We start from the raw sequence: 23,929 nt of genomic DNA, 5'->3' as shown, positions 1-23,929 counted from the left end.
CGCCGATTACCGCGGCAATACCGGCACGGCCTGCAGCGCGGCTGCCACCTGAGCCTCGCTGATTATCAGCGTGACCAACGCATGACCGCGGGCCGCCCAGTGCTCGGCGGCATCCTGCATCAACTCGACGAAGGCCGCCATGGAGGCCTCATCGGCGGGTGCCGCGGGCACCAACACCACCAGGGCCCGCTCCTCGCCCCAGTCTAGCTCCGTCAGGCAGTCCCAGGCGGCATCCCAGTTACGCCCGAAGTGGTCGGGAAACGCCAGGCTCGCCGCCAGGCCATCGAGCAGCGCCTCGCGACTCCAGTAGGGTGCCGCCGACAGCCGACGCCAGTCGACCCCTGCAACAGCACTCCCCCTCTTCTCGCTCACTGACTCGACAGGCGTCTCGATCCGCGAGGCTTCCAGACGGTACACCCCGGCATGGGCCGGGACGCTCAGATAGCGTGCCAGAACCCCACTCTCGCTCGTTGTGCTCAACGTCGATCCTCCAGTACCCGAAACGAGTCGTAGTGGTCATCGGTGAAGTAGAAGACCTCGGGAGGCTTGCCGCCGGTCACGATACGCCGCGCTCCACGGTGGGAGAGACCCGGCGTCTCCACGGTGTACTCGCGATAGTAGCCCCGCGGCTCCTTCGGCAGCCTGCCCTCGCGGTTAAAGAAGGTCGTGCCATCCTGGTCGTGGGGAAAGGGACCGCCACGCTCGATCAGCCGTAGCGTCGCCTCGATCTGCGCCTGTCCCGGCAGGCGCTGCTCCACGGCAGGGAGCTCTGCACCGCCGCGCCCCTCCCACTGCCCCTCGAGCCAGCTGAGCCCCGCCAGGGCCAGCAGTGCCACCAATAGCACTTTCTTCATGATTGGCAGGACCCCGTCTGCTTAAAGGCTCTGGCCGCAGGCCACACCGCTGGCCCAGGCCCATTGGAAGTTGTGGCCCCCCAGCTCGCCGGTCACATCCAGCACCTCCCCGATGAAGCGCAGCTGAGGCAACCCCGCCACCGCAAAGTCCCGCGAGGATACCGCACTGGTATCCACCCCACCCAGGGTCACCTCGGCGGTGCGCCACCCTTCTGTGCCGGCGGGCTTGAGGCGCCAGCGATTGAGCGCCTCGGCCCACCCCTGCAGTCGCGCATTGCCACACTCGGCCAGCACGCCGTCATCGTTCTGCCACTCCACCAGCGCCTGGGCGAGACGCCTGGGCAGGCGCTCGCCCAGCCAGGTAGAGAGGCGCCGCTTCGGCGTCTCCTGGCGCGCCGCACATAGCGCGGCGAAGGCGTCTTCGCCGGGCAGCAGATCGATCACGATCTCGTCACCGGGCTGCCAGTGACTGGAGACCTGCAGCATGGCCGGGCCCGACACGCCGCGGTGGGTAAACAGCATGGGCTCGCGATAACGCCCTTCGCGGCAACGGGCCTCCACCTCGCAGCTTACCCCGGCCAGCGCCTCGGCCCGCGCCTTCCACTGTGATGTCAGGGTGAAGGGCACCAGCGCGGGACGCGTATCGGTCACCTGCAGCCCGAACTGGCGAGCGATCTCGTAGCCGAAGCCGCTGGCCCCCATGGTGGGAATCGAGAGACCACCGCTGGCCACCACCAGCGCACCGGCATCGAACGTGCCGGCGGAGGTCGCCAGGCGAACGCCCTCCCCCAGGCGCTCCACCGAGTCGATACGCGTCTTCAGGCGGATCTCCACTCCCGCCCAGTCGCACTCGGTCAGCAGCACGCGCAGGATCTCCTTGGCGGAGTCGGCGCAGAACAGCTGCCCCGGGGCCTTCTCGACATACTCGACCCCGTGGCGCTCGACCAGCTCCAGAAAGTGCTCGGGCCGATAACGCTTGAGCGCCGAGATGCAGAAGTGGGGATTGCCCGAAAAGAAGTTGGCCGGTGTGGAGTTGAGGTTGGTGAAGTTGCAACGCCCCCCACCGGACATCAGGATCTTCTTGCCGGCCTTGTTGGCATGGTCCACCACCAGCACCCGCCGCCCCGCATAGCCGGCATTCAGGGCACACATCAGCCCAGCGGCGCCGGCGCCGATCACCACTACATCGTATGTCACCCTGCTCTCCTCTCGGCCATTGCCCGTACCGCCTGCGGCGAGGCGCGCATTCTAGCAGCCTCATCGCCGAGCGCCGAGAGTGGCCAGTGGTGTACAAGCCTTGTACATTGGACTCCTTTGGGCGGCACGCTGGCTTGTGAAAAGCGAGTTGTGAAAAGTTGCCACACTCTCATGGCCACGCCCGAGTAAGCTATTCGATAACGCCGTTGATCGTTGTCCGACCACCGCCTACCGACAAGATTGCCCCCATGCCGCTACGCTCTCTCCTTCGTTTACTGACCCTGCTGTCGGGCCTGCTGCTGGCGGTGGCCTCACCGCTACAGGCGCAGCAGCCCACGGCGGTGATCGCCGCCGAAGCGCACCTGGACGCCTGGTCCGACCCACTGGCGTCACTGGGAACCCTGCGTGCCGATGAAAGCGTCACGCTCTCGGCCACGGTGACCGATACCGTGGCACAGCTCAACTTCCGCGATGGCGAGGAGGTCGAGGCGGGTCAGCTGCTGGTTCGCCTGGCCGATGACGAGGCCCAGGCCGACCTGCGCGCCGCCCAGGCGTTGCGTGAGGAGCGCCGCAATGCCGTCAATCGCCTGACCCAGCTGCAGCAGCGCAACCTGGCCCCCCGGGGAGATCTGGAAGATGCCCGCTCGCGGCTGCGCCAGGTCGAGGCCGAGATCCAGGCCCTGGAGGCGCGGCTCAGCGACTACCGTCTGCGGGCTCCCTTCAGCGGTCGTGTGGGCTTTCGCAATGTCAGCGTGGGGACCCTGGTCTCCCCGGGCACCGAGCTTGTGACCCTGGACAAGCTCGACGTGATGAAGCTCGACTTCACCCTGCCGGAGCTGACGCTGGGCGAGATCTCCCCGGGGCTGGCACTGAGCGCCACCAGCGCCGCCTATCCGGACACCGTCTTCGGCGCCGAGATCGCCAGCATCGGCACCCGGGTCGACCCGGTAAGCCGCAGCGTGACCGTGCGGGCGTTGATCGACAATCCCGAGGGCAAGCTGCGCCCCGGGATGTTGATGAACGTGGTGGTACAGCGTAAGGCGCGCCAGGCTCTGGTGATCCCCGAGTCGGCGCTGATCCCCGAGGGGCGCCGCCAGTTCGTGATGACCCTGGCCCCGGATGACGAGCATCGCGTGACGCGTCGCGAGGTCACCATCGGTGCCCGCCGCAAGGGGGAGGTCGAAATTGTCGCCGGCCTGAAGGCGGGGCAGCTGGTGGTGGCCCACGGAACCGAACGAGTGCGCGACGGCCAGCCGACCCGCCTGCTGGGCATTCTCGACGACACCACCAGCGTATCCGAGCTGTTGCGTCGAGACCGTGATGCGGCGGGGGCCAGCGGCTGATGCGCCTCTCCGATCTCTCCGTTCAGCGGCCGGTGCTGGCCACGGTGCTGGCCGCCCTGATCGTGGCCTTCGGCCTGCTCGCTCTTCAGCGTTTGCCGCTGCAGGAGTACCCCACCATCGACCCACCCATCGTCAGCGTCAACACCGGCTACCCCGGCGCCTCGGCCAGCGTGGTGGAGGCACGTATCACCCAGGTGCTGGAGGATCGCATCGCCGGGGTCTCCGGTATCGAGGTGATATCCTCCTCGAGCCGGGATGGGCGTTCCAGCATCAATATCGAGTTCGGCCTCGACCGGGATATCGACTCGGCCGCCAACGATATCCGCGACCGCATCTCCGACGCCGCCGGCAATCTGCCCGACGAGGCCGACCCACCCGAGGTGGAGAAGGCCGACTCCAGCTCCCAGGTCGTGATCTGGCTATCGCTCTCCGGTGAGGGCTACACCATGGCCGAGCTCACCGATTACGCCAACCGCTACCTGGTGGACCGCTTCTCCATCCAGCCGGGGGTCTCGCGGGTCATCATCGGCGGCGGCCGCGAGTACGCCATGCGCGTGTGGCTGGATGCGGATGCCATGGCCGCCCGGGGCCTCACCGCCGGTGACATCGAGGATGCGCTGCGTGCCGATAACGTCGAGCTCCCCGGCGGCTCCCTCGAGTCCAGCGAGCGACAGTTCATCGTTCGCCTGCCACGCGGCTTCGCGACGCCGGAGGATTTCCGCAGTCTGGTGCTGGACAAGGCCGACAACGGCTATCTGGTACGCCTGGGTGACGTGGCCCGGGTGGAGATCGGCGCCGTGGAGGAGCGCACCATCTTCCGGGGCAATGGCACGCCACTGGTGGGTCTGGGCATGGTCAAGCAGTCCACCGCCAACGTGCTGGAGATCTCCCGCGAGGTACAGGCCGAGATGGCGCGCCAGCAGCCGAAGCTACCCGAGGGCATGACCCTGGCGCTCAACTTCGACGCCTCGGTGTTCGTCGAGGGCGCCATCTCCCAGGTGGTGGAGACCCTGTTTATCGCCATGGGCCTGGTAGTGGTGGCGATCTTCCTGTTCCTGGGCAATCTGCGCACCACCCTGATCCCCGCGGTGACCGTACCCATCGCCCTGATCGGCACCTTCGGTGCCCTGGCCATGATGGGCTTCACCATCAACCTGCTCACCCTGCTGGCCCTGGTGCTGGCCATCGGCCTGATCGTCGATGACGCCATCGTGGTGCTGGAGAACATCCATCGGCGCATGCATGATCATGGCGAAACCCCGCTGGTGGCGGCGTTTCGCGGTACCCGCCAGATCGCCTTCGCGGTGATCGCCACCACCCTGGTACTGATCGCTGTCTTCATGCCGCTGAGCTTTCTGCAGGGCGATATCGGCCGGCTCTTCTCGGAGTTCGCCCTGACCCTTGCCGCCGCGGTGGCCATCTCCAGCCTGCTGGCGTTGACCCTGACGCCGATGATGGCATCCAAGCTCCTCACGACCAGCCTGCACGAGGGCCGCCTCGCCCGGGGCGTGCAGTGGGCGCTGGAGCACTCCCGCTGCATCTATCGCCGCCTGCTCGAGCGCGCCCTCAAGCTACGCCTGCTGGTGATGGCGCTGCTCGTGGCGGTGATCGGCGGCATGCTCTGGCTCAACGCCGAGCTGCCCAACGAGTACACCCCCAGGGAGGACCGCGGCAACTTCTGGGTGCTGGTCAACGGCCCCCCCGGTGCCACCTACGACTACATGCTCGACTACATGGACGAGATCGAGGCGCGACTGCTGCCGATGATCGAGGATGGCGAGGTCGATCGCGTGCTGGTGCGCGCGCCACTCGGCTGGGGCAATATCGAGAACTTCAACAGCGGCTTCGTCATCATCAACCTGGCCGACTGGGACAGCCGCCGTTCCGCCTGGGCGATCATGGCCGAGGTTCGTGGCAAGTTGGCCGACCTGCCCGGCGTGCGTGCCTTCCCGGTGATGCGTCAGGGCTTCGGGGTCAGCGTCGAGAAGCCCGTGCAGTTCGTGCTCGGTGGCGGCAGCTACGAGGAGCTCGAGACCTGGCGCGATACCCTCTTCGCCCATATCCGCGAGGACAATCCGCGCCTCACCGGGCTGGACAGCGACTATGAAGAGACCCAGCCCCAGCTCCAGGTCGATATCGACTACCAGCGGGCCGCCGAGCTCGGGGTCACCGTCACCGAGATCGGGCGCACCCTGGAGACCCTGCTGGGGGGGCGCACCGCCACTCGCTATATCGATGACGGCGAGGAGTACGACGTCATTCTCGAGGGTGAGCCCGGCGCACGGCCCAGTCCGCAAAGCCTGGAGAGCCTGCGGGTGCGCTCACAACGCAGCGGCGAGCTGATCCCCCTGGCCAGCCTGGTGAGCCTGACCGACTTCGCCGGTCCCAGCACCCTGAACCGCTTCAACCGGCTGCGTGCCATCACCCTCGAGGCGGACCTCGCCGACGGCTATCCGCTGGGCGAGGCGCTGAGCTATCTGGAGGAGACGGTGCGCGAGCTGCTGCCCCCCGAGGCCCAGACCGACGTCAAGGGGGCTTCTCGCGACTTTCAGGAGGCGAGCAGTGCCACCGGCTTCCTGCTGGGCCTGGGCCTGGTGGTGGTCTTCCTGGTCCTGGCCGGCCAGTTCGAGAGCTTCGTGCACCCCTTCGTGATCATGCTCAGCGTGCCCCTGGCGATCTGCGGCGCGCTGCTGGGGCTCTACATCACCGGCCAGTCACTGAACATCTACAGCCAGGTGGGGCTGGTGATGCTGGTGGGGCTCGCCGCCAAGAACGGCATCCTGATCGTGGAGTTCGCCAACCAGCTGCGCGATCAGGGCTGGAGCTTCCACGAGGCGCTGGTGGAGGCCTCGGTGACCCGCCTGCGCCCCATCGTGATGACCGCCGTTACCACCATGGCCGGCGCCATACCGCTGATCATCTCCAGTGGTGCCGGCGCCGAGACGCGCCTGGTGATCGGCATCGTCATCCTCTGTGGCCTGGCCGCCGCCACCCTGTTCACCCTGTTCGTGGTACCGGTGGCCTACGACCTGCTGGCGCGGCGCACCGGTTCGCCCGGTGACGTTACCAAACGCCTGGAGCGTGAAATGGAGGCCGCCCCGGAGGGACCTTGAACCCGCTGTCCAGCGCTCAGTGCGGATCGGATGGCCCGAGGAAGCGTGTCTCGCGCTCGATCGCCAGGGCACCGTCACCGGCGGCGACGACCCTCAGTGTGACGGGGTGGCTCGGTCGGCTCAGGGCCTCGGGGGCAGCCTCGAGCGCGACCCGCCAGCGCTGGGTGCTATTCGCTTCCACCGCCATGACCTCGGGGCCGATCAGGGAGAGGGCCGGCAGGCCGGTGGCCGCGAGGTGAAAGCGATGCGCCCGGTCGTCCTGATTGCGCAGGGTCAGGGTGTAGTGGTTGACGACGCGCCCCTCTGCGACCTGAGTAAACAGCCGCTGGCGATCCCGTTCGATCTCGAACTGCAGGGGCGTGCGCTCGACCATAAACGCCACTATCAGGGCGATCATCACGGCAAGCCCAATGGCGTAGCCCACTAGCTGGGGGCGCAGGATATGCGAGGCCTTGCCGGCCAGGGCCCTCTCGGTGGTGTAGCGCACCAGGCCGCGTGGTTTGCCGATTCGCTCCATTACATCGTCGCAGGCATCGATGCAAGCGGCGCAGCCGATGCATTCGTACTGCAGGCCGTCGCGGATGTCGATGCCGGTGGGGCAGACCTGCACGCACTGCTCGCAGTCGATGCAGTCGCCCGTCGGCACGCTCTGGCCGCCGGCCTTGTGCCGACGATCGCGGCGCGGCTCGCCCCGAGCGGCGTCGTAGGAGACGATCAGGGTGTTGGGGTCGAACATTACCGACTGGAAACGGGCGTAGGGACACATGTGGAGACACACCTGTTCGCGCAGCCAGCCCGCATTGAGGTAGGTGAAGAGCGTGAAGAAACCGATCCAGAACAGCGCCCAGGGGCCCATCTCGAGGGTCGCCAGATCGCTCACGAGGTCGCGGATCGGCGTGAAGTAGCCGACGAAGGTCAGCCCGGTGATGAAGGCGATGGTCAGCCAGGCGCCATGCTTGACGGCCTTGCGCCACAGGGTATCGAAGCGCCGGGGGGCACGGTCGCGACGCATCCGCCGGTGACGCGGGCCCTCGAGGCGATGCTCGAACCAGATGAACAGGAAGGTCCAGACGCTCTGCGGACAGGCGTAGCCGCACCAGACGCGCCCGGCGAGCACGGTGATCAGAAAGAGGCCGAAGGCGCAGACGATCAGCAGCCAGGCCAGCAGGATGAAGTCCTGGGGATAGAAGGTGGCGCTGAAGAGGTGAAACTCGCGACTCGGCAGGTCGAACCAGACCAGGGGGCGCTCCCCCCAGCGGATCCAGGGCAGCACGAGGTAGAGCGCCATCAGACCCCAGTTCGCTCGGCGTCGCAGACGCTGGAAGACGCCCCGGATCTCGCGGACGTAGAGGTGCGTGCGCGTGGCGGGCCTCCCTCGCGGTGGGGTGCCGGCGGGGTCGTGCCGACCAACACCGGCCTCGGGCGCCAGGTCGTGCAGGGGAATGCGTTGTGTCATATCGGTATCCAGGAGAAGGCAGGCTGGCGATGCCTGCACTATGCGCGCGGGTTGCTGTGCACAACAGACTCAGTTTTCGATCAAAAAACCATATCAGATGCATTTTGCTCGGCCTGTTGCGGCATTGGCTGCTGTGCTGCGGTTTCTCCTCCAGGCCAAACCTGTTTTCGCGGCGAGCGTCTCGAGTAAGGTATGCTGATGCCCCTCGACTCGCCGGAATCGACGCCGATGAAGCGCTACGAGCAGTTTGCCGACAAGATTGCGACGCTGATCCGTCAGGGCGTGCTGGCGCCCGGGGAGCGCATCCCCTCGGTGCGCCAGGCTAGTCAGCGCCACGGCATCAGTCCCTCGACCGTGTTCCAGGCCTACTACCTGCTGGAGAATCGGGGGCTGATCAAGGCGCGGGCCCGCTCAGGCTATTTCGTGCGCGAACACGCATGGCGTCTGATGGAGGAACCTCGGGTCTGCGTGCAGCGGGCGGATCCCGCCCTGGTGGAGGTCAGCGAGCTGGTCTTCTCGGTGCTCGACTCTCTTCAGGACACCAGCACGGTGCCCTTCGGCTCGGCCTTTCCAAGCCCCGAGCTCTTTCCCCTGTCGCGCCTGGCCAGCAGCATGGCGCGGGGGCTACGCGAGCTGTCGCCCGACGCGATGATCACCGACATGACTGCCGGCCATCCCGATCTTCGCCGCCAGATCGCCCTGCGCTACATGCTCGGCGGCGTGCAGCTGCCCCTGGAGGAGCTGGTGATCACCAATGGTGCCATGGAGGCGCTGAACCTGGGTCTGCAGTGCGTCACTCAGCCGGGGGATCTGGTGGCCATCGAGGCGCCGGCCTTCTACGCGAGTCTTCAGGTGCTGGAACGGCTAGAGCTGAAGGCTGTGGAGATCCCGGTGCATCCTCGTGAAGGCATCGACCTCGATATCCTCGAGGCGCGCCTGGCGACACTGCCCATCAAGGCCTGCTGGTTCATGAGCCACCTGCAGAACCCGCAGGGCGCCAGTCTCAGCGATGAGCGCAAGCGTCACCTCTACGCCTTGCTGAAGCGCCACCGGCTGCCCATGCTCGAGGATGACGCCTATGCCGAGCTGTACTTCGGCAGCACGCCACCGATGCCCGTGAAGGCTCTCGACGACGAGGGCCTGGTGATGCACTGCGGCTCCTTCTCGAAGTGCCTGGCGCCGGGCTACCGCGTCGGCTGGGTGGCGGGCGGGCGCTTCGCCTCGGCGATCTCGCGCCTAAAGCTGATGACCACTCTCTCGCCGTCGGTACCGGCCCAGGCAGCCATCGCCGACTACCTGCAGCGCGGCGGCTACGACCGACACCTACGCACGCTGCGCCATGCCCTGGAGACGCAGCAGACCGCCATGCTGGCCGCCGCCGACCGGCACTTTCCCAGCGACACCCGCATCACTCGGCCCGACGGCGGCTACTTCCTGTGGGTCGAGTTTCCGGAGCGTGTTGACTCGCTGCGCCTGTTTCGCATGGCGCTGGACCAGGGCGTCAGCCTGGCCCCGGGGCCCATCTTCTCGGCTACCCAGGGCTTTCAGCACTGCGCGCGCCTGAGCTACGGCCACCCGTGGACGGAACGCAGCGAGCGGGCCATGGAGGCTCTCGAGCGGCTGCTCGCCTCATTCTGACGCGCGGCAGACTCTCTGCTGCTGATCCGCTATTTCGCTACAGCCTGCTCATCCTCCTCGACCGGTGATGACTTCCACGGGCCGCAGGACCGCCAGCACCCGCTCGACCTCGCGCCCAGCAGGGCGGGCGCCGGATCGGGTCAGCCAGTAGCCCTCGGTCATGGGCAGCGTCTCGGGGCTCGCGCGTTGAAGCCGCCCGGCCTGCAGCGCCGCCTGGCAGAGGGGCAGCGAGCCCAGCAGCACCCCGGCGCCGGCCTCGGCGGCGCGCAGGGCCTGGGTCAGGCTGTCCAGGCGCAGCACCGGCATCGGGCCGGGGCCCTCCTCCACTCGCTGATCCCACTCCCGCCAGCCCAGCCGCGGACCGGCCACGGCGATGCGCGGCAGGCGCCGCCAGTCGTCGACGCCGGCCAGCAGCGCCGGCGTCGCCATGGGTGTGAGCACCTCGCCGAACAGCCGGTGGCCGACCCGCTCCGGCCAGTCGCCCTCGCCGAAGCGGATGTCCAGGTCGGCCTCCGCCTGGGCGTAGTCCGGCCAGCGGTGCATGGTGGCAAGGACCAGCTGTCGCCGGGGCAGCTCGGCCTGCAGCGCGGCCAGGCGGGGGACGATCCAGAGCTCGATCAGCGAGGCCGAGGCCATCAGGCTGAGCCGGGTGCGGGGCGCCGCGAAGAGGCTGTCGGCGCTGTGGGTGAGCCGCTCGAGCGCCTGCTGCACGTGGGGCAGCCAGGCCTCGCCCTGCAGCGACAGCGTCACCCCCCGTGCCTGGCGCTCGAACAGCGATACCCCCAGCCGCTCCTCCAGGTGCCGGATGCGCTGGCTGACGGCGGCCTGGGTCAGCCCCAGTTCCCGGGCCGCGGCGGTGAAGCTGCCCAGCCGCGCCGCCGCTTCGAAGACCCGGACCCACTCCAGAGAGGGCAGCAGGGCGGTGGATTCAGCCATAAGAAATTTGCACCTCTCACCCCAAAAACCGTTGATTGTCGTTATGCCATCGGCAGCGTCAAATAGCCAGGCATCCATCCATCTCACAGTGTCATGGAGAGCCCCATGCTCGAGACCGCCGAACTGATCGACCACGGCCAGGCCGTCCTGCTGACCTTCCAGCAGGGCGAGCGACGCCGCTTCCATGGCGTCTGGCTGCGCGACAACGCCCAGGACGCCGCCACCCGCTCGCCCGACAACGGCCAGCGCCTGATCAGCCTCGCCGATATCCCCGCCCCCCTGCGGCTGACCGAGGCGCGGGTGGACGCGGGCTGCCTGATCGTGACCATGGCCCCGGAGGGGCGCGAGTTCACCTATGACGGCGTCTGGCTCTGGCAGCATGCCTACGATCGCGAACCGCCCGCCCGCCGCGGCTGGCTCGACGCGCACGCAGAGACCTGGGACGCCTCGCTAGCCGAGCGCCTGCCCACCGCCGATATCACGGCCGATATCACGGCCCTGGGCCGCGACGACGCCAAGCGCCGGTGGCTCGCCGACATTCGCCGCTACGGCATCGGCAAGCTCACCGGCGGGCCGCTCGAGGACGGCGCCCTGCTCGACGTGGTGGCCCAGTTCGGCTTCGTCCGGGAGACCAACTACGGCCGCTACTTCGAGGTGCGCAGCGAGATCGCCCCGACCAACCTGGCCTTCACCGGCCTCGGCCTGCCGGCCCACACCGATAACCCCTATCGGGATCCGGCGCCGACCCTGCAGCTGCTCTACTGCCTGGAGAACTCCGCGACCGGCGGCGACAACCGGGTGGTGGACGGCTTTCGCGCCGCCCAGCGCCTGCGCGAGGAGGATCCGCGCGGCTTCGAGCTGCTGGCCGGCTACTGCGCCCGCTTCGAGTATCGCGGCCTCGGCGACGTCTGCCTGCAGGCCCGACGCCCGATGATCGAGCTGGCTCCGGACGGCGAGCTGATCGGCATCCGCTTCAACAACCGCTCCGCGGCCCCCTTCACCGACATCCCCTTCGCCGACATGGCCGCCTACTACGCCGCCTATCGCCGCCTCGGCGAGATCCTCGAGTCCCCCGAGATGGGCGTGACCTTCAAGCTCGCCCCCGGCGAGGCCTTCCTGGTAGACAACACCCGGGTGCTGCACGCGCGCACCGGCTACTCCGGCGAGGGGTCGCGCTGGCTGCAGGGCTGCTACGCCGACCGCGACGGCCTGCTCTCCACCCTCGCCTGCCTGGAAGCCGACGCCCAAGGAGACGCCGCATGAGCCACACGCCGGATACCGTCGTCGAGACCCTCGCCGCCCTCTTCGCCGAGCAGGGTGCCAAGAGCTACCTCGGCGAGTCGGTCACCATGGCCGAGCACATGCTGCAGGGGGCCTGGCTGGCCGAACAGCAGGGCGAGAGCGACGAGATCATCGTCGCCGCCCTGCTCCACGACATCGGCCACTTTGCCGGGGATCGCGGCACCTTCGCCCTGACTGACACCGAGGATCGCTGCCACGAGAGCACCGGCGCCGCCCTGGTGGAGGCACATTTGCCGCCGGCGGTGGTCGCCTGCATTCGCGAGCATGTGGCCGCCAAGCGCTACCTCTGCGCGGTCGACCCGACCTATGCCGATACCCTGTCAAAGGCCTCGCAGCACTCCCTGCGCCTCCAGGGCGGCCCCATGAGCACCGAGGAGGCGGCGGACTTCGCCCGCCACCCCCACCTGGAAGCCATCCTCAAGGTGCGCCTGCTGGACGATGCCGGCAAGGAAGCCGGGCGCCGGACGCCGGACTTCGCCCACTTCGCCCATCGGGTGCGGCGCCTGATCGAGGCCCACGCCCGCCGGGCGAGCTGATCGTCTCCCCCGCCCGCTCGGGCGGGCATACGGCGGCGTCCCACCAGACGCCGCCGCCTCCATCACCCTCCCCCTCTTCGCCTCAGGGCAGCGCCACCACCCACAGCCCAGCGAGCATCAGTGCGGTCCCGAGCCACTTGGCCGGTGCCGCGCGTTCGCGCAGCCACCACACGCCGAGCAGCACGCCGAGCGGGATCGACAGCTGGCGTATGGCGACGACCAGGCTCACCTCCTCGGTAAGGGCCATGGCCACCAGCACCAGGCCGTAGGTGGTGAGCATCATGACACCGGTCAGCGCCATTGCAGATCGCTCCCCGTCCCAGAGCGCGGTGAGGCGGCACCGTTCGGCGGGCAGCAGCAGCACCGCGGGCAGGCCCCAGGCCAGGGTCATCAGCGCCTGGAGCACCATGAAGTGGCTGCCGGCGGCGAGGCTCGAGTAGCCACTCGCCATCATCAGCGCCAGGGCCCGGTTGTCGATCAGCGAGTAGCCGGCGGTGGCCACCGCCGCCAGCAGGGCGAAGCCGAACGCCGGGGTCAGGTAGGTCGAGGGCCGCAGCGCCCGCGGGCTCGTCAGGGGCAGGCACAGCGCGCCAATCACGATCAGCCCCATGCCGGCAAGGTCCAGGGGCGTCAGGGCGCGGCTGCCGAGCACGCCCACCGAGACCAGGGGCACCAGCACCACCGGCAGGGCACGGGCCATGGGATAGAGCACGCTGACCTCGCCGCGGGCATAGGCCCAGGCCAGGCCGCCCAGGTAGAGCATCTGGCACAGCCCCGAGGCCACCAGCCAGCCCCAGAACGCCAAGGGCAGCCGCGTCGGCGACGGCCCCAGCCACAGCAGCGGTGCCAGCGCCAGCGCCCCACACCCTATCGCCAGCAGGAAGAAGGCCAGCGACGGCGCCCTCCCCTTGCCCATCAGGTTCCAGCCGGCATGCAGGCACACCGACAGCAGCACGAGCCCCAGTGCCGCGGGACTCATGACGCGCGCCGGACGGGCGGGCCCAGCGCCGCGCCGGCCCGTCCATCCATCCGCCGTGAAAGGCCCGCCAGGGCCCAGGTCAACCAAGCGGGTCGCATGACACTCTCCTTGCAAAAGTGGGCTGCCCCGGCCAGGAGACCGGGACAGCATCGATAGGAGCGATGATCGCCTCGGGCGCCCGGAATCACCGGGCCGGCGGGTCTAGCTCGCCTGTCGCCAGCGCTGGGCGCGGGTCAGCAGCAGATGGCTGATCGCCGCATGGGCCAGCTTGACCGTCAGCGAAGTGAAGAAGATCAGCACCGCCATGGCCGCGGCACTGGCGAAGTAGCCGGCCTCGTCGAGGTGCATCACCGCCACCGAGGCCAGGCGCGTGTCGCTGGTGTAGAGGAAGACCACCGCCGACACCGTGGTCATGGCGTTGACGAACAGGTAGACCGAGATATCCAGCACCGCCGGCAGCGAGACCGGCAGGGTCACGCGACGAAAGGTGGTCCAGAACGGCACCTTGAGCGAAGCCCCCACCGCCTCGAACTCGGGGTCGAGCTGCTTGAGCGCGGTCACCGAGGTGAGGTGGCAGACGGTGTAGAAGTGCACCAGGGTGTTGAGCACCAGGATGATCAGGGTGCCGTAGATCCAGTTCAGCGGATTGTCGGCCTGGTTGAAGAAGAAGATGTAGGCCAGGCCCAGCACCATGCCCGGCACCGCCATGGGCAGCATGGCCAGGAAGTGCAGCCCCTGGCGCAGCGCGCGGTAACCGTCGCTCTTCTCGATCAGCCAGGCGTTGAAGAAGATCACCAGGGTGCCGATCGTCGCCACCGAGAAGGCGAGCGTCAGGGAGTTGAACCAGGCGGTCCAGCCGCCGCCGGCCAGGGCCTCGAAGGCGTAGTGTTTGAACGTCAGCGACAGGTCGTAGGGCCAGAACTGCACCAGGGAGGCATAGATGGCGGTACCGATCACCGTCAGTATGATCGCCCCCACGCCGTAACAGATGGCGGCGAAGGTCCAGTCCCGAAGCGGGCTCGGGCTCGGCTGCCAGGGCACCGCACGGGCCGAGAGCTGGGCCACCTGGCGGCGCTGGATCCAGCGGTCCACCACGAAGGAGAGCAGCGCCGGCGCCAGCAGGATCACGCTGACCACCGCGCCCATCTGGAAGTTCTGCTGCCCCACCACCTGACGGTAGACATCGGTGGCCAGCACGCTGAACTGTCCGCCGATGATCTTGGGTATCCCGAAGTCGGTGATCGCCAGGGTGAAGGCCACGAAGGCACAGGAGATCAGCCCGTAGCGGGCGCCCGGCAGGGTGATGGTGAGAAAGCTGCGCCACTTCGGCGTGCCCAGGGCTTCCGCGGCCTCGTAGAGGCGCGCGTCGCTGTTGGCCAGCGCCGTGGTCAGAATCATCAGCGCATGGGGGAAGATCCAGAAACAGAGCCCCATGACGATGCCGATGGGACCGTAGATGCTCTCTCCCATCAGCACCTCACGAAACCAGCCCTGGTTGCCGAACAGGTAGACCAAGCTGATGGCCGGCAGCAGCGAGGGGGCGAGAATCGGCAACACGGCCAGCATGCGGAACAGCCGCTTGCCCGGCATGCAGGTGCGGGTGATGCCGTAGGCGCAGAGGAAGGCCAGGCCCACCACGATTGCGGTGCTGGTCAGTGCGATGGTCAGAGAGTTGACGATCGAGCCGGCCAGGGCCGGGGTCTGCACATAGCGGACGAAGTTGGCCAGGCCCACAAAGTCGCCGGCGCGATCCTGCACGCTCTTGACCAGCATCGCGGCCAGCGGAAAGAGCAGCCCCACCACCAGCAGGCCCAGCGCCAGCAGCAGCGCCAGCAGTCGAATCAGGGACTCGCCGGAGAGCCGAGCGGACCAGGAAGAGACACCTGCAATCATGCCCGGACCTCCCCACTGGGGAAGAGGCGCACCGCCTCGGCCGGCAGGCGAACGCCGAGGGTCACCCCCGGGGTCAGCCCCAGGCGCTCGCCATCGCGCACGGCGATGTCTGCGGTCACCGTCTGGCGGCACGCCTCGAGAGTGAGGCTGACGCGCAGGAAGGCGCCCAGGAACTCGACGTGATCGACCCGGGCCGAGAGCCCCTCATCCCGCGCACACAGCTCCACCGCCTCGGGGCGAATGGCCAGCCGCACCCGATCATGATCGGCGCAGTGATGGGCCGCGCACTCCAGGCGCTGCTCGCCGAGGCGCAGGCCGTGACCGCCCTCGGGGCGGCAATCGAGAAAGTTCATGCTGCCGATGAACTCGGCCACGAAGGCGCTGGCGGGATGCCGGTAGATCTCGGCCGGCGTGCCCACCTGCTCGATCACGCCGTGGTTCATCACCACGATGCGATCGGCCATGGCCAGGGCCTCCTCCTGGTCGTGGGTCACCATGATGGTGGTCACCCCCAGGCGCGCCTGCAGCGCCTTGATCTGGCTGCGCAGATGCACGCGCACCCGGGCATCCAGAGCGGACAGCGGCTCATCGAGCAGCAGCAGACCCGGCTCGGTGGCCAGGGCGCGCGCCAGCGCCACACGCTGCTGCTGGCCACCGGAGAGCGCCGCCGGGTACTTGCCCTCGCTGCCGCTCAGGTCCACCAGGGCCAGCAGTTCGGCGACGCGCTGACGCATCAGGTGACGCTCGTCGCGACGGTTGCGCAGCCCATAGGCCACGTTGTCGAACACGGTGAGGTTGGGAAAGAGCGCATAGGACTGGAAGACGATGCCGAAGTCCCGCGCCTGGGGCGGCAGCCGCGAGATGTCGCGGCCGCACTGCACGATGCGCCCCGCGCTCTGAGGCGCCAGGCCGGCAATCGCGCGCAGCAGGGTCGTCTTGCCGCAGCCCGAAGGCCCCAGGAAGCAGACGAACTCGCCCTCGCGAATGGCCAGATCGATATCGCGCAGGGCCGTGAACTGCCCGTAGCGCTTGGTCAGGCCGGCGATCTCGAGATGAATGCCGGCATCGGCGACGCCGGCGTGCACCGAATCGGTCTGGGGAACGGTCAGGGTGGTCATGCAGAAGGACTCCAAGCCCCGGCGCGCGACGCCGGGGCGATGACGAGGGTGGCGAGGGGGATTACTGGCTGTCGGACTTGCCGTCGTAGCGGCGCTGCCACTCGCCGAGCAGACGCTCGCGGTGGTTGGCCGCCCAGTTGAAGTCGGCGTCGATCATCAGCTCGGTGATGTTCTCGGGATAGTTCTCGATGGGCTCGGCCACGCCGGGATAGGCCACCACCGCGTAGCCCTCGTTGTAGAGCGCGTTGGCCTCCTCGGTCACGGCCCAGTCGAGCAGGGTCTCGGCGGCCTCGCGATTGTCGGTGCCCTCGAGGATCGCCGCCGCCTCCATGTCCCAGCCGACGCCTTCCTCGGGGAAGACCAGTTCGAGGGGCGCGCCCTGGGACGCGAGGCGCGCGCCGCGGAAGGCAAAGGAGACGCCCACCACGGTCTCGCCGGAGGCGGCGAGGTTGCAGGGGGCCGAGCCCGAGTGGGTGTAGCGGGCGATGTTCCGATGCAGGCGGTCCATGTAGTCCCAGCCGCCCTCCTCGTCCCACAGCTGCATCCAGCTGGCCACGTCCAGGTAGCCGGTGCCGGAGGAGCTGGGGTTGGGCATGATCACATGACCCTCATACTCGGGGCGAGTGAGATCTTCCCAGGAGCCGGGCTTGGGCACGCCCAAGCGCTCGCCCTCGATGGTGTTGTAGCAGATCGACGCCACCCAGGCGTCCATGCCGACCCAGGCCGGGTCCTCTCCCTCGCGGATGGCCGGATCGACGAACTTGGGATCCAGGGCGTCCACGCCCTCGGGCGCGTAGCGGGCCAGCATGCCCTCCTCTTCCAGCACCAGCAGGCTGGTGGCGGCCAGACCCCAGACCACATCGGCCTGGGGGTTATCCTTCTCGGCCAGCAGGCGCGCGGTAATGACGCCGGTAGAATCCCGCACCCAGTTGATCTCGATCTCCGGATGCGCCTCGTTGAAGCGTTCGGCGTACTTCTGGAGGTCGTCGGACTCCACGGCGGTATAGACGGTCAGCTCGGTGGCGGCCTGGGCGGTGGTGGTCATGGCCAGGGCAACGGTGCCGGCCAGCAGTGAGCGGGGGAAAAGGGACATCAGGGTTCTCCGGATCGTGACGTAATGACAGGAGATTTGCCACCTGCCTGGTATATACCAAGAGTATGGCGATACCACATGACGGTTCCATGACATTTCATTGACCGTCGCGTGAAGGTGCAACTATTGATTACGAAGTATTTTCCAGGTCCACCGTGATGCACAGCGCATGGTGCAGCCAGTGCTCCTCGTCGTACTCCACCGGGCGGCGCCGAGCGTCGAAAATGGTGCGGCGCACGCTCAACCCAGCCGTACCGGCGGCCACACCCAGCTCCTCCGCTTCCTGCGCGCGCAACGCCTCGGAGTAGAGGCGCAGAGAGCGATGGGCCAGCGTCAGCCCCCAACGGCCCCGAAGCTGACCCCACAGGGAGTGGGAGACGTAATCGCCTTCCAGCAGGCCCGGAGCGCGCTCCGGCACCACCCATAACGACTCCGAAAGCACCGCGCGGTCGTCGACGAAGCGGCGCCGACGAATATGGAAAAACGTCTGGTCGGTGGACAGCCCCAGGGCCTCGGCGGCCGGGCGATGTGGGCGGGTATCGGTGAGCAGCACCTCGGTGCGCGGGCGCCGCCCCTGAGCCTTCACATAGTCGTTGAAGCCGGCATCCCGCGTCGGGTCGTAGTCGAGGGGCGGCGGCGAGACGAACCAGCCGCGGCGATTGCTGCGATGGATGCGCCCCTCTCCCTCGAGGTGGGCCAGGGCCTGGCGCAGGGTGACCCGGGTAGTGCGAAAATGCTCTGCCAGGGTGCGCTCGGCGGGCAGGCGACCCTCCTCGCAGGCGTCGAGATCATTGATCAGCTCGCGCAAGCGCTCGGTGAGATGGATGTAGTAGGCATCGCTCATGTCGGGAAGTCCTGCTGGCATGGAAAGCAGTGACCAAGGGTCGAGCCCTGGCCGGGGCGAGGCCCAATTCTGGCACATTCGACCCGCCAGGCGTCACCGCCAGCGAGCCCCCTGCCCTGACGCTTCCCAAACGCGCTGCCATGCCTTGCCGTGCTTACCCGACGCGCTTCCCGCCATGCTCCACAAACGCAACGACCGGGCCTGGGCCCGGTCGTTGCGATCCTTCAAGAACGCTTCCGCTCAGCAGGCCTGGGGAGATTCGCCGCGGGCCAGCCGGGCGTTGATGTCGTCGATCACCCCCGGCAGGTCGGCGATGGTGTCGATCAGATAGTGGGGCCGCGAGGCCTCGAACTCGCGGGCGACCCGAGCACGCCCTTCCGCCAGGGCCTCGGGCGAGAGCGCCTGGAACTCCTCGAGGGTCAGGCCCAGAGCGTTGCCCGAGCAGGTCAGGGCCACCGTCCACATGCCGGCGTGGCGCCCCTCGAGGATGCCCGGGGTAGTGTCGTCGATCTTCACGCAGGCGGCCACGTCCTCGATGCCCAGCGCGATGACGCTGGCCAGCGCCTGGGCCGGATGCGGGCGACCGTTGGGCACCTCGTCGGAGGCCACCACATGATCGGCCCGGTAGCCATGCTGGGCCGCCATCTCCACGACCCGCTCCATGACCACGGCGGGATAGCCGGAACAGGAGCCGATCTTCATGCCCTGCTCACGCATGGCGGCGATCACCTCGATGGCGCCGGGAATCAGCGCCGAGTGCTCGGGGATCTTTTCGACCTGCAGCGGCATGAAGCGCTCGTAGAGAGCAGTCACGTCGGCATCGGTGGGGGCATGACCGAATACCTTGGCGCAGCGTTCAGCGATCTCGGGGATATCGCACAGGGCGCGAATGTGATCCCACTTGCCCATGCCCATGGGGCCGCGAGCCTCCCCCAGGCTGAGCTCGACGCCGAACTCGGCGAAGGCCTCGACGAAGATCTGGGTCGGCGCAAAGGAGCCGAAGTCCACCACGGTGCCGGCCCAGTCGTGAATGGCGGCCTGCAGGCGGTCGGGGGCATTGTATTGCATGGAGCGTTCCTCTTTATGTTCAGGGGGTAGGCCAATCGGCGTTGTCGTGATAAAGGTTGTCACGAGCAGGGCCCCGATGCCGGAGCCCTCGGCACGTGGCGGCTCAGGCCACCGGACGGCAGTCGTCGACCCCCATGGCATCGAGCGCTTCGCGCACGGCGACGAGCAGGCGCTCGATCACCGTCGCATCCAGACGGCCGATGCAGCCGATGCGGAAGCTTTCGGCCTGAGTCAGCTTGCCTGGGTAGATGATGAACCCCCGCGCCTTGAGCTCGGCGTAGAAGCGGCCGAAATCGAAGGACGGGTGGCCCGGGCTGAAGAAGGTGGTGATGATCGGCGACAGCCAACGATCCTCGAGCAGGGTCGCGAAGCCCATCGCGCGCATGCCGGCCACCAGACGGTCGCGGCTGCGGGTATAGCGGACCAGACGCCCCGCAACCCCACCCTCGGCGAGGTGTTCGGCCAGAGCGGTGTGGAAGGCTGCGACCACGTGGGTTGGTGGCGTGAAGCGCCACTGGCCGGTGCGCTCCATGTAGCGCCACTGCTCGTAAAGATCGAGGCTCAGCGAGTGGGAGCGGCCGGCACTGGCCTCCAACAGCTCGCGCCGCAGGATCACGAAGCCGAAGCCAGGCACCCCCTCGATGCACTTGTTGGCCGAGGAGACCATGACGTCGAAGGGCACGTCCTCGACGGTCAGCGGTACCGCGCCGAAGGAGCTCATGGCATCGACGATCAGCCCCTTGCCCCGAGCCTTGACCACCTCGGCGATCTCGGACAGCGGGTTGAGGATCCCCGAGCTCGTCTCGCAGTGGACCAGGAAGACATCGGTGATCTCGGGGTCGGCGTCGAGGTGCGCGGCCACCTCCTCATCCCGGGGCGGCAGGTAATCGCCCTTGTCGAGCACGACATGTGCCCGGCCCAGGTAGTCAAGGATCTTGGCGGCGCGCTGGCCGTAGGCACCATTGGCCAGCACCAGGGCCTTGCCCTGACGGTCGATAGCGGTGGCCAGGGCGGCCTCCACGGCGAAGGTGCCGCTGCCCTGCAGAGGCACGCAGGCGTAGGCGTCACCGGGTGCGCCGGCCATCTCCAGCAGCTGCTCGCGGACCTCGGCGGTCAGGCGGTTGAAGTCGTCGTCCCAGGAGCCCCAGTCGTGGAGCATGGCGGCCTTGGTGGCATCACTGGTGGTCAAGGGGCCGGGGGTCAGCAGGTAAGGGGCTTGCTGACCGGACTCCTCGATGAGACGCGAGGCATGCGTGGCGGTGGCGGTGGCGGTGGCGAGGGACATGGGCGGCTCCAGTTCTTGGCTAAAGAGAGTTGGCGAATGGAGAATTGGCGAAAGAGAGTCGGTGCCCATCAGACCAGCCCCTTGACCATAGATAAAATCGATTTATCGTATCTTTGATACAAGCTGAACTTATACTGAAACCATGACCATTTCCCACGCGCAGCTGCGCGCCTTTCATGCGGTGGCCGTCCAGGGCAGTTTCACCCGGGCCGCCGAACGCCTCTGCCTCAGCCAGCCGGCGGTCTCCGACCAGGTGCGCAAGCTGGAGGAGCGCTTCGGCGTCAGCCTGCTGCGACGCAGCCGACGGTCGGTGGAGCTTACCGACCTGGGCGAGCGGCTGCTCGGCATCACCCAGCGGCTGTTCGCCGCCGCCGACGAGGCCGAGGCCCTGCTGGCCGGCGCCCGCGACCTGCAGTCGGGCAAGCTCACCCTGGCGGTGGACTCGCCGATGCACGTGCGGCACTTCATCGCCCGCTTTCGGGCACGCCATCCCGGGGTTCGCTTCCATCTGATGACCGGCAATACCGACGAGGCCCTTTCCCGGCTGTTCGAGCATCGGGCCGACTTCGCCGTGCTGGGCCGCACGGTGGAGGACCCCCGCCTGCTGACGGTGGAGTTGAGCCGCGCGCCGTTGATCGCCTTCGTGCCCGCGGACCATCCCTGGGCACGCTGGCGCTCGATCCGCTTGACCGATCTCGCCCGCGCCACGCTGGTGCTGCGCGAGCGCGGCTCCATGACCCGCCAGGCCCTGGAGGCCGAGCTGCGCGCGGCGGGTATAACGCTCAAGCCGGCCATCGAGGCCGAGGGCCGCGAGGCCGTCTTCGAGCTGGCGGCGGCGGGGCTCGGGGTAGGGATCGTCTCGGCAGCCGAGGCCGGCCACCATCCCGGCATGCATCGGCTCGTCATCGAGGACAGCGCCCACTGCATGACCGAGACCCTGGTCTGCCTGCATCAGCAGAGCGAGCGACGCCTGGTGGCGGGCTTTCTGGAAGTGGTGCGCGAGGCCCTGGCCAAGCCCGAGGAGAGAGGTTAAGCCCGTCGCGCTGTCGCTCTGGAATACCCGGCCCCTCCTGGCGATCGAACAGCGGTAGCTCGACCCGTTCCTCCAGCGTCCGGATGCGCAGGGAGGTGGTCGGCTGGCTGGTACGCTCGGCATCCGCCGCCGACATCGAGCCCAGGCGCACGGTGGCCTCGAACACGATCAGCGACTGCATGGAGGAGGACTCGGGGCTCACGGACGGGGCCTTTACATCGCGGAATGGTGTTCAGGGGCGTAAGGCAAGGATCCTCATACACTTCTGTGTTTGACACACGGTTCCACACACCGGTATCGAGCACCGCCCTCCCCCTGTGCCAGTGCTCAGTCCACCCACAACAGCCGGGCCTCGATGGCGCTCAATCGCTCGGTGTGTCAACCCACCTGGTGGTTAACGGAAAGCCCCGCCCAATAGCCCTCGGATCGCTGATGCTGCCAGAGCCAGGTATCGGCCATCATGGTCTCGAGCCCGCAATGGGAGCGCCAACCGAGTTCACGCTCGGCCCTGCCGGCATCGATCCAGAAGGCGGCTAGGCCGCCCTCGCAACGCGACTGGGAACGGCCCGTCACCTGTATCGCCATGGCACAGATGCCTCCCTCGGTATCGATAACACGCGCCGCTCGGGCCGTTGTTCAGACGGCGGACTGCTCCCATTGCTGTTTCTTGCGATAGATCGTCGAGGCGCTGATCTCCAGCCGGGCCGCGGCCCGGGGCACATTGCCGCCACACAGGGCGATGGCCCGCTCGATCAGGCGCTTCTCCTCGCGCCACAGCGGCTCGATCGTGGCCTCGCCTGCGTCGCCCTGCATGATCGATGCCCCCCCGGACGCGGGGGCAGGATCGGGCACCGGTTCCTCGTCGGCCGGGCGATCCGGTTCCGAGCCAGCGCGCAGAGCATCGAAGGTCGCGGGGAGCATGGCGGCCTCGACCCAGGTCCCCTCGTTGAGCACCACCACGTTGCGAATCACGTTGGCCAGTTCCCGCACGTTGCCCGGCCAGGCATGCCTAAGCAGCAGCGCCTCCACCTCCGGCCTGAAGTCCGCGAAGGCCCTGCCTTCCTCCTCGCAGCATGCGGCCAGCAGGGCCCGGGCGATCCGCAACACATCCTGCCCCCGCTCCCGAAGGGCCGGCATCTGGATGGGGATCACGTGCAGGCGATAGTACAGATCCTCCCGAAAGCGCCCCTGACGGACCTCCTCCAGGGGATCTCGGTTGGTGGCACAGACGAAGCGCACGTCCACCCGCTGTTCGCGGCTGGCGCCCACGGGCTGGAAGCTGCCGGACTGGATGAAGCGCAGCAGCTTGCTCTGCAGGTCCAGCGGCAGCTCGCCGATCTCGTCGAGGAACAGGGTGCCGCCATCGGCCCGGCTGGCCGCCCCCTCCCGGGCGGTCAGGGCCCCGGTGAAGGCGCCCTTGATGTGGCCGAAGATCTCGCTCTCCAGCAGGTCTCGCGGAATCGCGGCACAGTTGAGCGCCACGAAGGCCTGGTCGGCGCGTGGGCTCTGGGCATGAATCGCCTCGGCGCAAAGCTCCTTGCCGGTGCCGCTCTCGCCGGTGATGAACACCGTGGCGCGGCTCGGGGCGGCACTCTCGATGATGCGGTAGACGCTCTGCATGGGCAGCGAGGCCCCGACCATGCGATGAAAGTGCTCCCGCTCGAAACTCTTCTCGTACTCGGCCACGATCTCGGTAAGGCGCCGCTCCTTGAGGGCCTTGGTGAGCGTGACCCTGAGCCTGGCCCGGTCGAAGGGCTTGGTGAGGAAGTCACTGGCGCCGCGCTGCATGGCCTCGACCGCCACGTCCACCGAGCCATGGGCGGTCATCATGATGATCGGCGTGCTGGGGTCCTGATCGCGCACCCGATCGAGGATCTCGAGTCCCGACATGTCCGGCAGGCGTACATCCACCAGCAGCAGTGAAAAACTGTGCGCCTCCAGCGCGGCCAGTGCCTCGGCGCCGCTGTGCGCCACGCGCACCCGATACTCCTGGGCCAGATAGCCCTGATAGGCCAGCGCCGTCGAGGGACTGTCCTCGACCAGCAGTACTCGGGGTAAGGTGTCCTCTGTCGTCATGACGTTCGGCGCTCCCTGTTGAAGATGCATGACACCGCTCCTGGCCGGCTCTCCCCCTGCCCCGGAACGCGTTACCCCGGGGCCTGCGATCCCCTGCCCGCCGAGGGCCGGCTCCGGACAGTGTGCCACACCCCCTAGCCGATGCCAGCGACACGCTTGCACATC

Annotated in this window: 20 protein-coding genes and 1 pseudogene; 6 read left to right on the top strand and 15 right to left on the bottom strand. The window is 68.0% G+C overall.

All coding sequences use genetic code 11. The features are described from left to right. Positions 1–6: 6 nt before the first annotated feature. Genes GRB80_RS00965 through GRB80_RS00955 form a run of 3 tightly spaced genes read right to left on the bottom strand, consistent with a single transcriptional unit; the run spans position 7 to position 2,051 of the window. The gene (locus tag GRB80_RS00965; protein ID WP_161422232.1) at positions 7–480 is read right to left on the bottom strand and encodes a barstar family protein; all 474 of its coding nucleotides are present in this window, start codon (positions 478–480) and stop codon (positions 7–9) included. Next, complete coding sequence (locus GRB80_RS00960; RefSeq protein WP_161422231.1) at positions 477–854, bottom strand: guanyl-specific ribonuclease; 378 nt, start codon at positions 852–854, stop codon at positions 477–479. The genes GRB80_RS00965 and GRB80_RS00960 overlap by 4 nt, the downstream gene beginning before the upstream one ends. A 21-nt stretch (positions 855–875) precedes the next feature. Further along, positions 876–2,051, bottom strand: a complete 1,176-nt coding sequence (locus tag GRB80_RS00955; protein WP_161422230.1) for a BaiN/RdsA family NAD(P)/FAD-dependent oxidoreductase — start codon at positions 2,049–2,051, stop codon at positions 876–878. A gap of 248 nt (positions 2,052–2,299) precedes the next feature. On the opposite strand from GRB80_RS00955, the gene GRB80_RS00950 reads away from it, so the two are divergent. Next, positions 2,300–3,394 carry an efflux RND transporter periplasmic adaptor subunit gene (locus tag GRB80_RS00950; protein WP_161422229.1) on the top strand — a complete coding sequence of 365 codons (1,095 nt, stop codon included), beginning with the start codon at positions 2,300–2,302 and terminating at the stop codon, positions 3,392–3,394. Then, positions 3,394–6,507, top strand: coding sequence for an efflux RND transporter permease subunit (locus GRB80_RS00945; RefSeq protein WP_161422228.1), 3,114 nt, complete (start codon positions 3,394–3,396; stop codon positions 6,505–6,507). The genes GRB80_RS00950 and GRB80_RS00945 overlap by 1 nt, the downstream gene beginning before the upstream one ends. 16 nt (positions 6,508–6,523) lie before the next feature. Here GRB80_RS00945 and ccoG read toward each other — a convergent pair whose 3' ends face one another. After that, positions 6,524–7,963, bottom strand: a complete 1,440-nt coding sequence (gene ccoG / locus GRB80_RS00940) for a cytochrome c oxidase accessory protein CcoG (RefSeq protein ID WP_161422227.1) — start codon at positions 7,961–7,963, stop codon at positions 6,524–6,526. A gap of 228 nt (positions 7,964–8,191) precedes the next feature. Between ccoG and mapR the strand changes: the two genes are divergently transcribed. Next, complete coding sequence (mapR, locus tag GRB80_RS00935; RefSeq protein ID WP_161424190.1) at positions 8,192–9,601, top strand: GntR family transcriptional regulator MpaR; 1,410 nt, start codon at positions 8,192–8,194, stop codon at positions 9,599–9,601. A 48-nt stretch (positions 9,602–9,649) separates the two neighbouring features. Here the strand turns inward: mapR and GRB80_RS00930 are convergent, their stop codons facing one another. After that, complete coding sequence (locus tag GRB80_RS00930) at positions 9,650–10,537, bottom strand: LysR family transcriptional regulator (protein ID WP_237561894.1); 888 nt, start codon at positions 10,535–10,537, stop codon at positions 9,650–9,652. 105 nt (positions 10,538–10,642) lie between these two features. Between GRB80_RS00930 and tmpA the strand changes: the two genes are divergently transcribed. Together tmpA and GRB80_RS00920 are read left to right on the top strand one after the other, a co-directional pair. Beyond that, entirely contained in the window at positions 10,643–11,800 is a 1,158-nt protein-coding gene (gene tmpA / locus GRB80_RS00925; protein WP_161422225.1) for a 2-trimethylaminoethylphosphonate dioxygenase, read from the top strand. Further along, the gene (locus GRB80_RS00920; RefSeq protein WP_161422224.1) at positions 11,797–12,375 is read left to right on the top strand and encodes an HD domain-containing protein; all 579 of its coding nucleotides are present in this window, start codon (positions 11,797–11,799) and stop codon (positions 12,373–12,375) included. Before tmpA ends, GRB80_RS00920 begins: the two co-directional genes overlap by 4 nt. An 82-nt stretch (positions 12,376–12,457) precedes the next feature. On the opposite strand, the gene GRB80_RS00915 is transcribed toward GRB80_RS00920, so the two are convergent. The 7 genes from GRB80_RS00915 to GRB80_RS00885 all read right to left on the bottom strand — a co-directional run bounded on the left by GRB80_RS00915 (position 12,458) and on the right by GRB80_RS00885 (position 20,655). Further along, on the bottom strand, positions 12,458–13,354 hold the full coding sequence (locus GRB80_RS00915) for an EamA family transporter (protein ID WP_161422223.1): 897 nt from the start codon (positions 13,352–13,354) through the stop codon (positions 12,458–12,460). Positions 13,355–13,555: 201 nt separating this feature from the next. Further along, positions 13,556–15,247, bottom strand: a complete 1,692-nt coding sequence (locus GRB80_RS00910) for a putative 2-aminoethylphosphonate ABC transporter permease subunit (protein ID WP_161422222.1) — start codon at positions 15,245–15,247, stop codon at positions 13,556–13,558. Further along, positions 15,244–16,365, bottom strand: coding sequence for a putative 2-aminoethylphosphonate ABC transporter ATP-binding protein (locus tag GRB80_RS00905; protein WP_161422221.1), 1,122 nt, complete (start codon positions 16,363–16,365; stop codon positions 15,244–15,246). The genes GRB80_RS00910 and GRB80_RS00905 overlap by 4 nt, the downstream gene beginning before the upstream one ends. 61 nt (positions 16,366–16,426) lie before the next feature. Beyond that, positions 16,427–17,458: a putative 2-aminoethylphosphonate ABC transporter substrate-binding protein gene (locus GRB80_RS00900; RefSeq protein WP_161422220.1), complete on the bottom strand. Its 1,032-nt coding sequence runs from the start codon at positions 17,456–17,458 to the stop codon at positions 16,427–16,429. 130 nt (positions 17,459–17,588) lie between these two features. Next, entirely contained in the window at positions 17,589–18,302 is a 714-nt protein-coding gene (locus tag GRB80_RS00895; RefSeq protein WP_161422219.1) for a UTRA domain-containing protein, read from the bottom strand. 240 nt (positions 18,303–18,542) lie between these two features. Continuing rightward, positions 18,543–19,370: a phosphonoacetaldehyde hydrolase gene (gene phnX, locus GRB80_RS00890; protein WP_161422218.1), complete on the bottom strand. Its 828-nt coding sequence runs from the start codon at positions 19,368–19,370 to the stop codon at positions 18,543–18,545. A gap of 103 nt (positions 19,371–19,473) precedes the next feature. Continuing rightward, the gene (locus GRB80_RS00885) at positions 19,474–20,655 is read right to left on the bottom strand and encodes a 2-aminoethylphosphonate--pyruvate transaminase (RefSeq protein ID WP_161422217.1); all 1,182 of its coding nucleotides are present in this window, start codon (positions 20,653–20,655) and stop codon (positions 19,474–19,476) included. Positions 20,656–20,797: 142 nt separating this feature from the next. Between GRB80_RS00885 and GRB80_RS00880 the strand changes: the two genes are divergently transcribed. Continuing rightward, complete coding sequence (locus GRB80_RS00880; RefSeq protein WP_161422216.1) at positions 20,798–21,688, top strand: LysR substrate-binding domain-containing protein; 891 nt, start codon at positions 20,798–20,800, stop codon at positions 21,686–21,688. A gap of 46 nt (positions 21,689–21,734) precedes the next feature. Here GRB80_RS00880 and GRB80_RS16590 read toward each other — a convergent pair. From GRB80_RS16590 to GRB80_RS00865, 3 genes and pseudogenes are all read right to left on the bottom strand, one after another. Further along, positions 21,735–21,869, bottom strand: a pseudogene (locus GRB80_RS16590) (helix-turn-helix domain-containing protein); the annotation flags it as partial. Positions 21,870–22,066: 197 nt separating this feature from the next. Next, positions 22,067–22,273, bottom strand: a complete 207-nt coding sequence (locus tag GRB80_RS00870; RefSeq protein ID WP_161422214.1) for a hypothetical protein — start codon at positions 22,271–22,273, stop codon at positions 22,067–22,069. Between the two features lie 51 nt (positions 22,274–22,324). Further along, entirely contained in the window at positions 22,325–23,794 is a 1,470-nt protein-coding gene (locus tag GRB80_RS00865) for a sigma-54-dependent transcriptional regulator (protein WP_237561893.1), read from the bottom strand. Positions 23,795–23,929: the final 135 nt, after the last annotated feature.

The sequence above is a fragment of the Halomonas icarae genome, from assembly GCF_009901955.1.
GTDB classification, from domain to species: Bacteria; Pseudomonadota; Gammaproteobacteria; order Pseudomonadales; family Halomonadaceae; genus Halomonas; species Halomonas icarae.
This window is presented reverse-complemented; position numbering and strand designations above follow the sequence as displayed.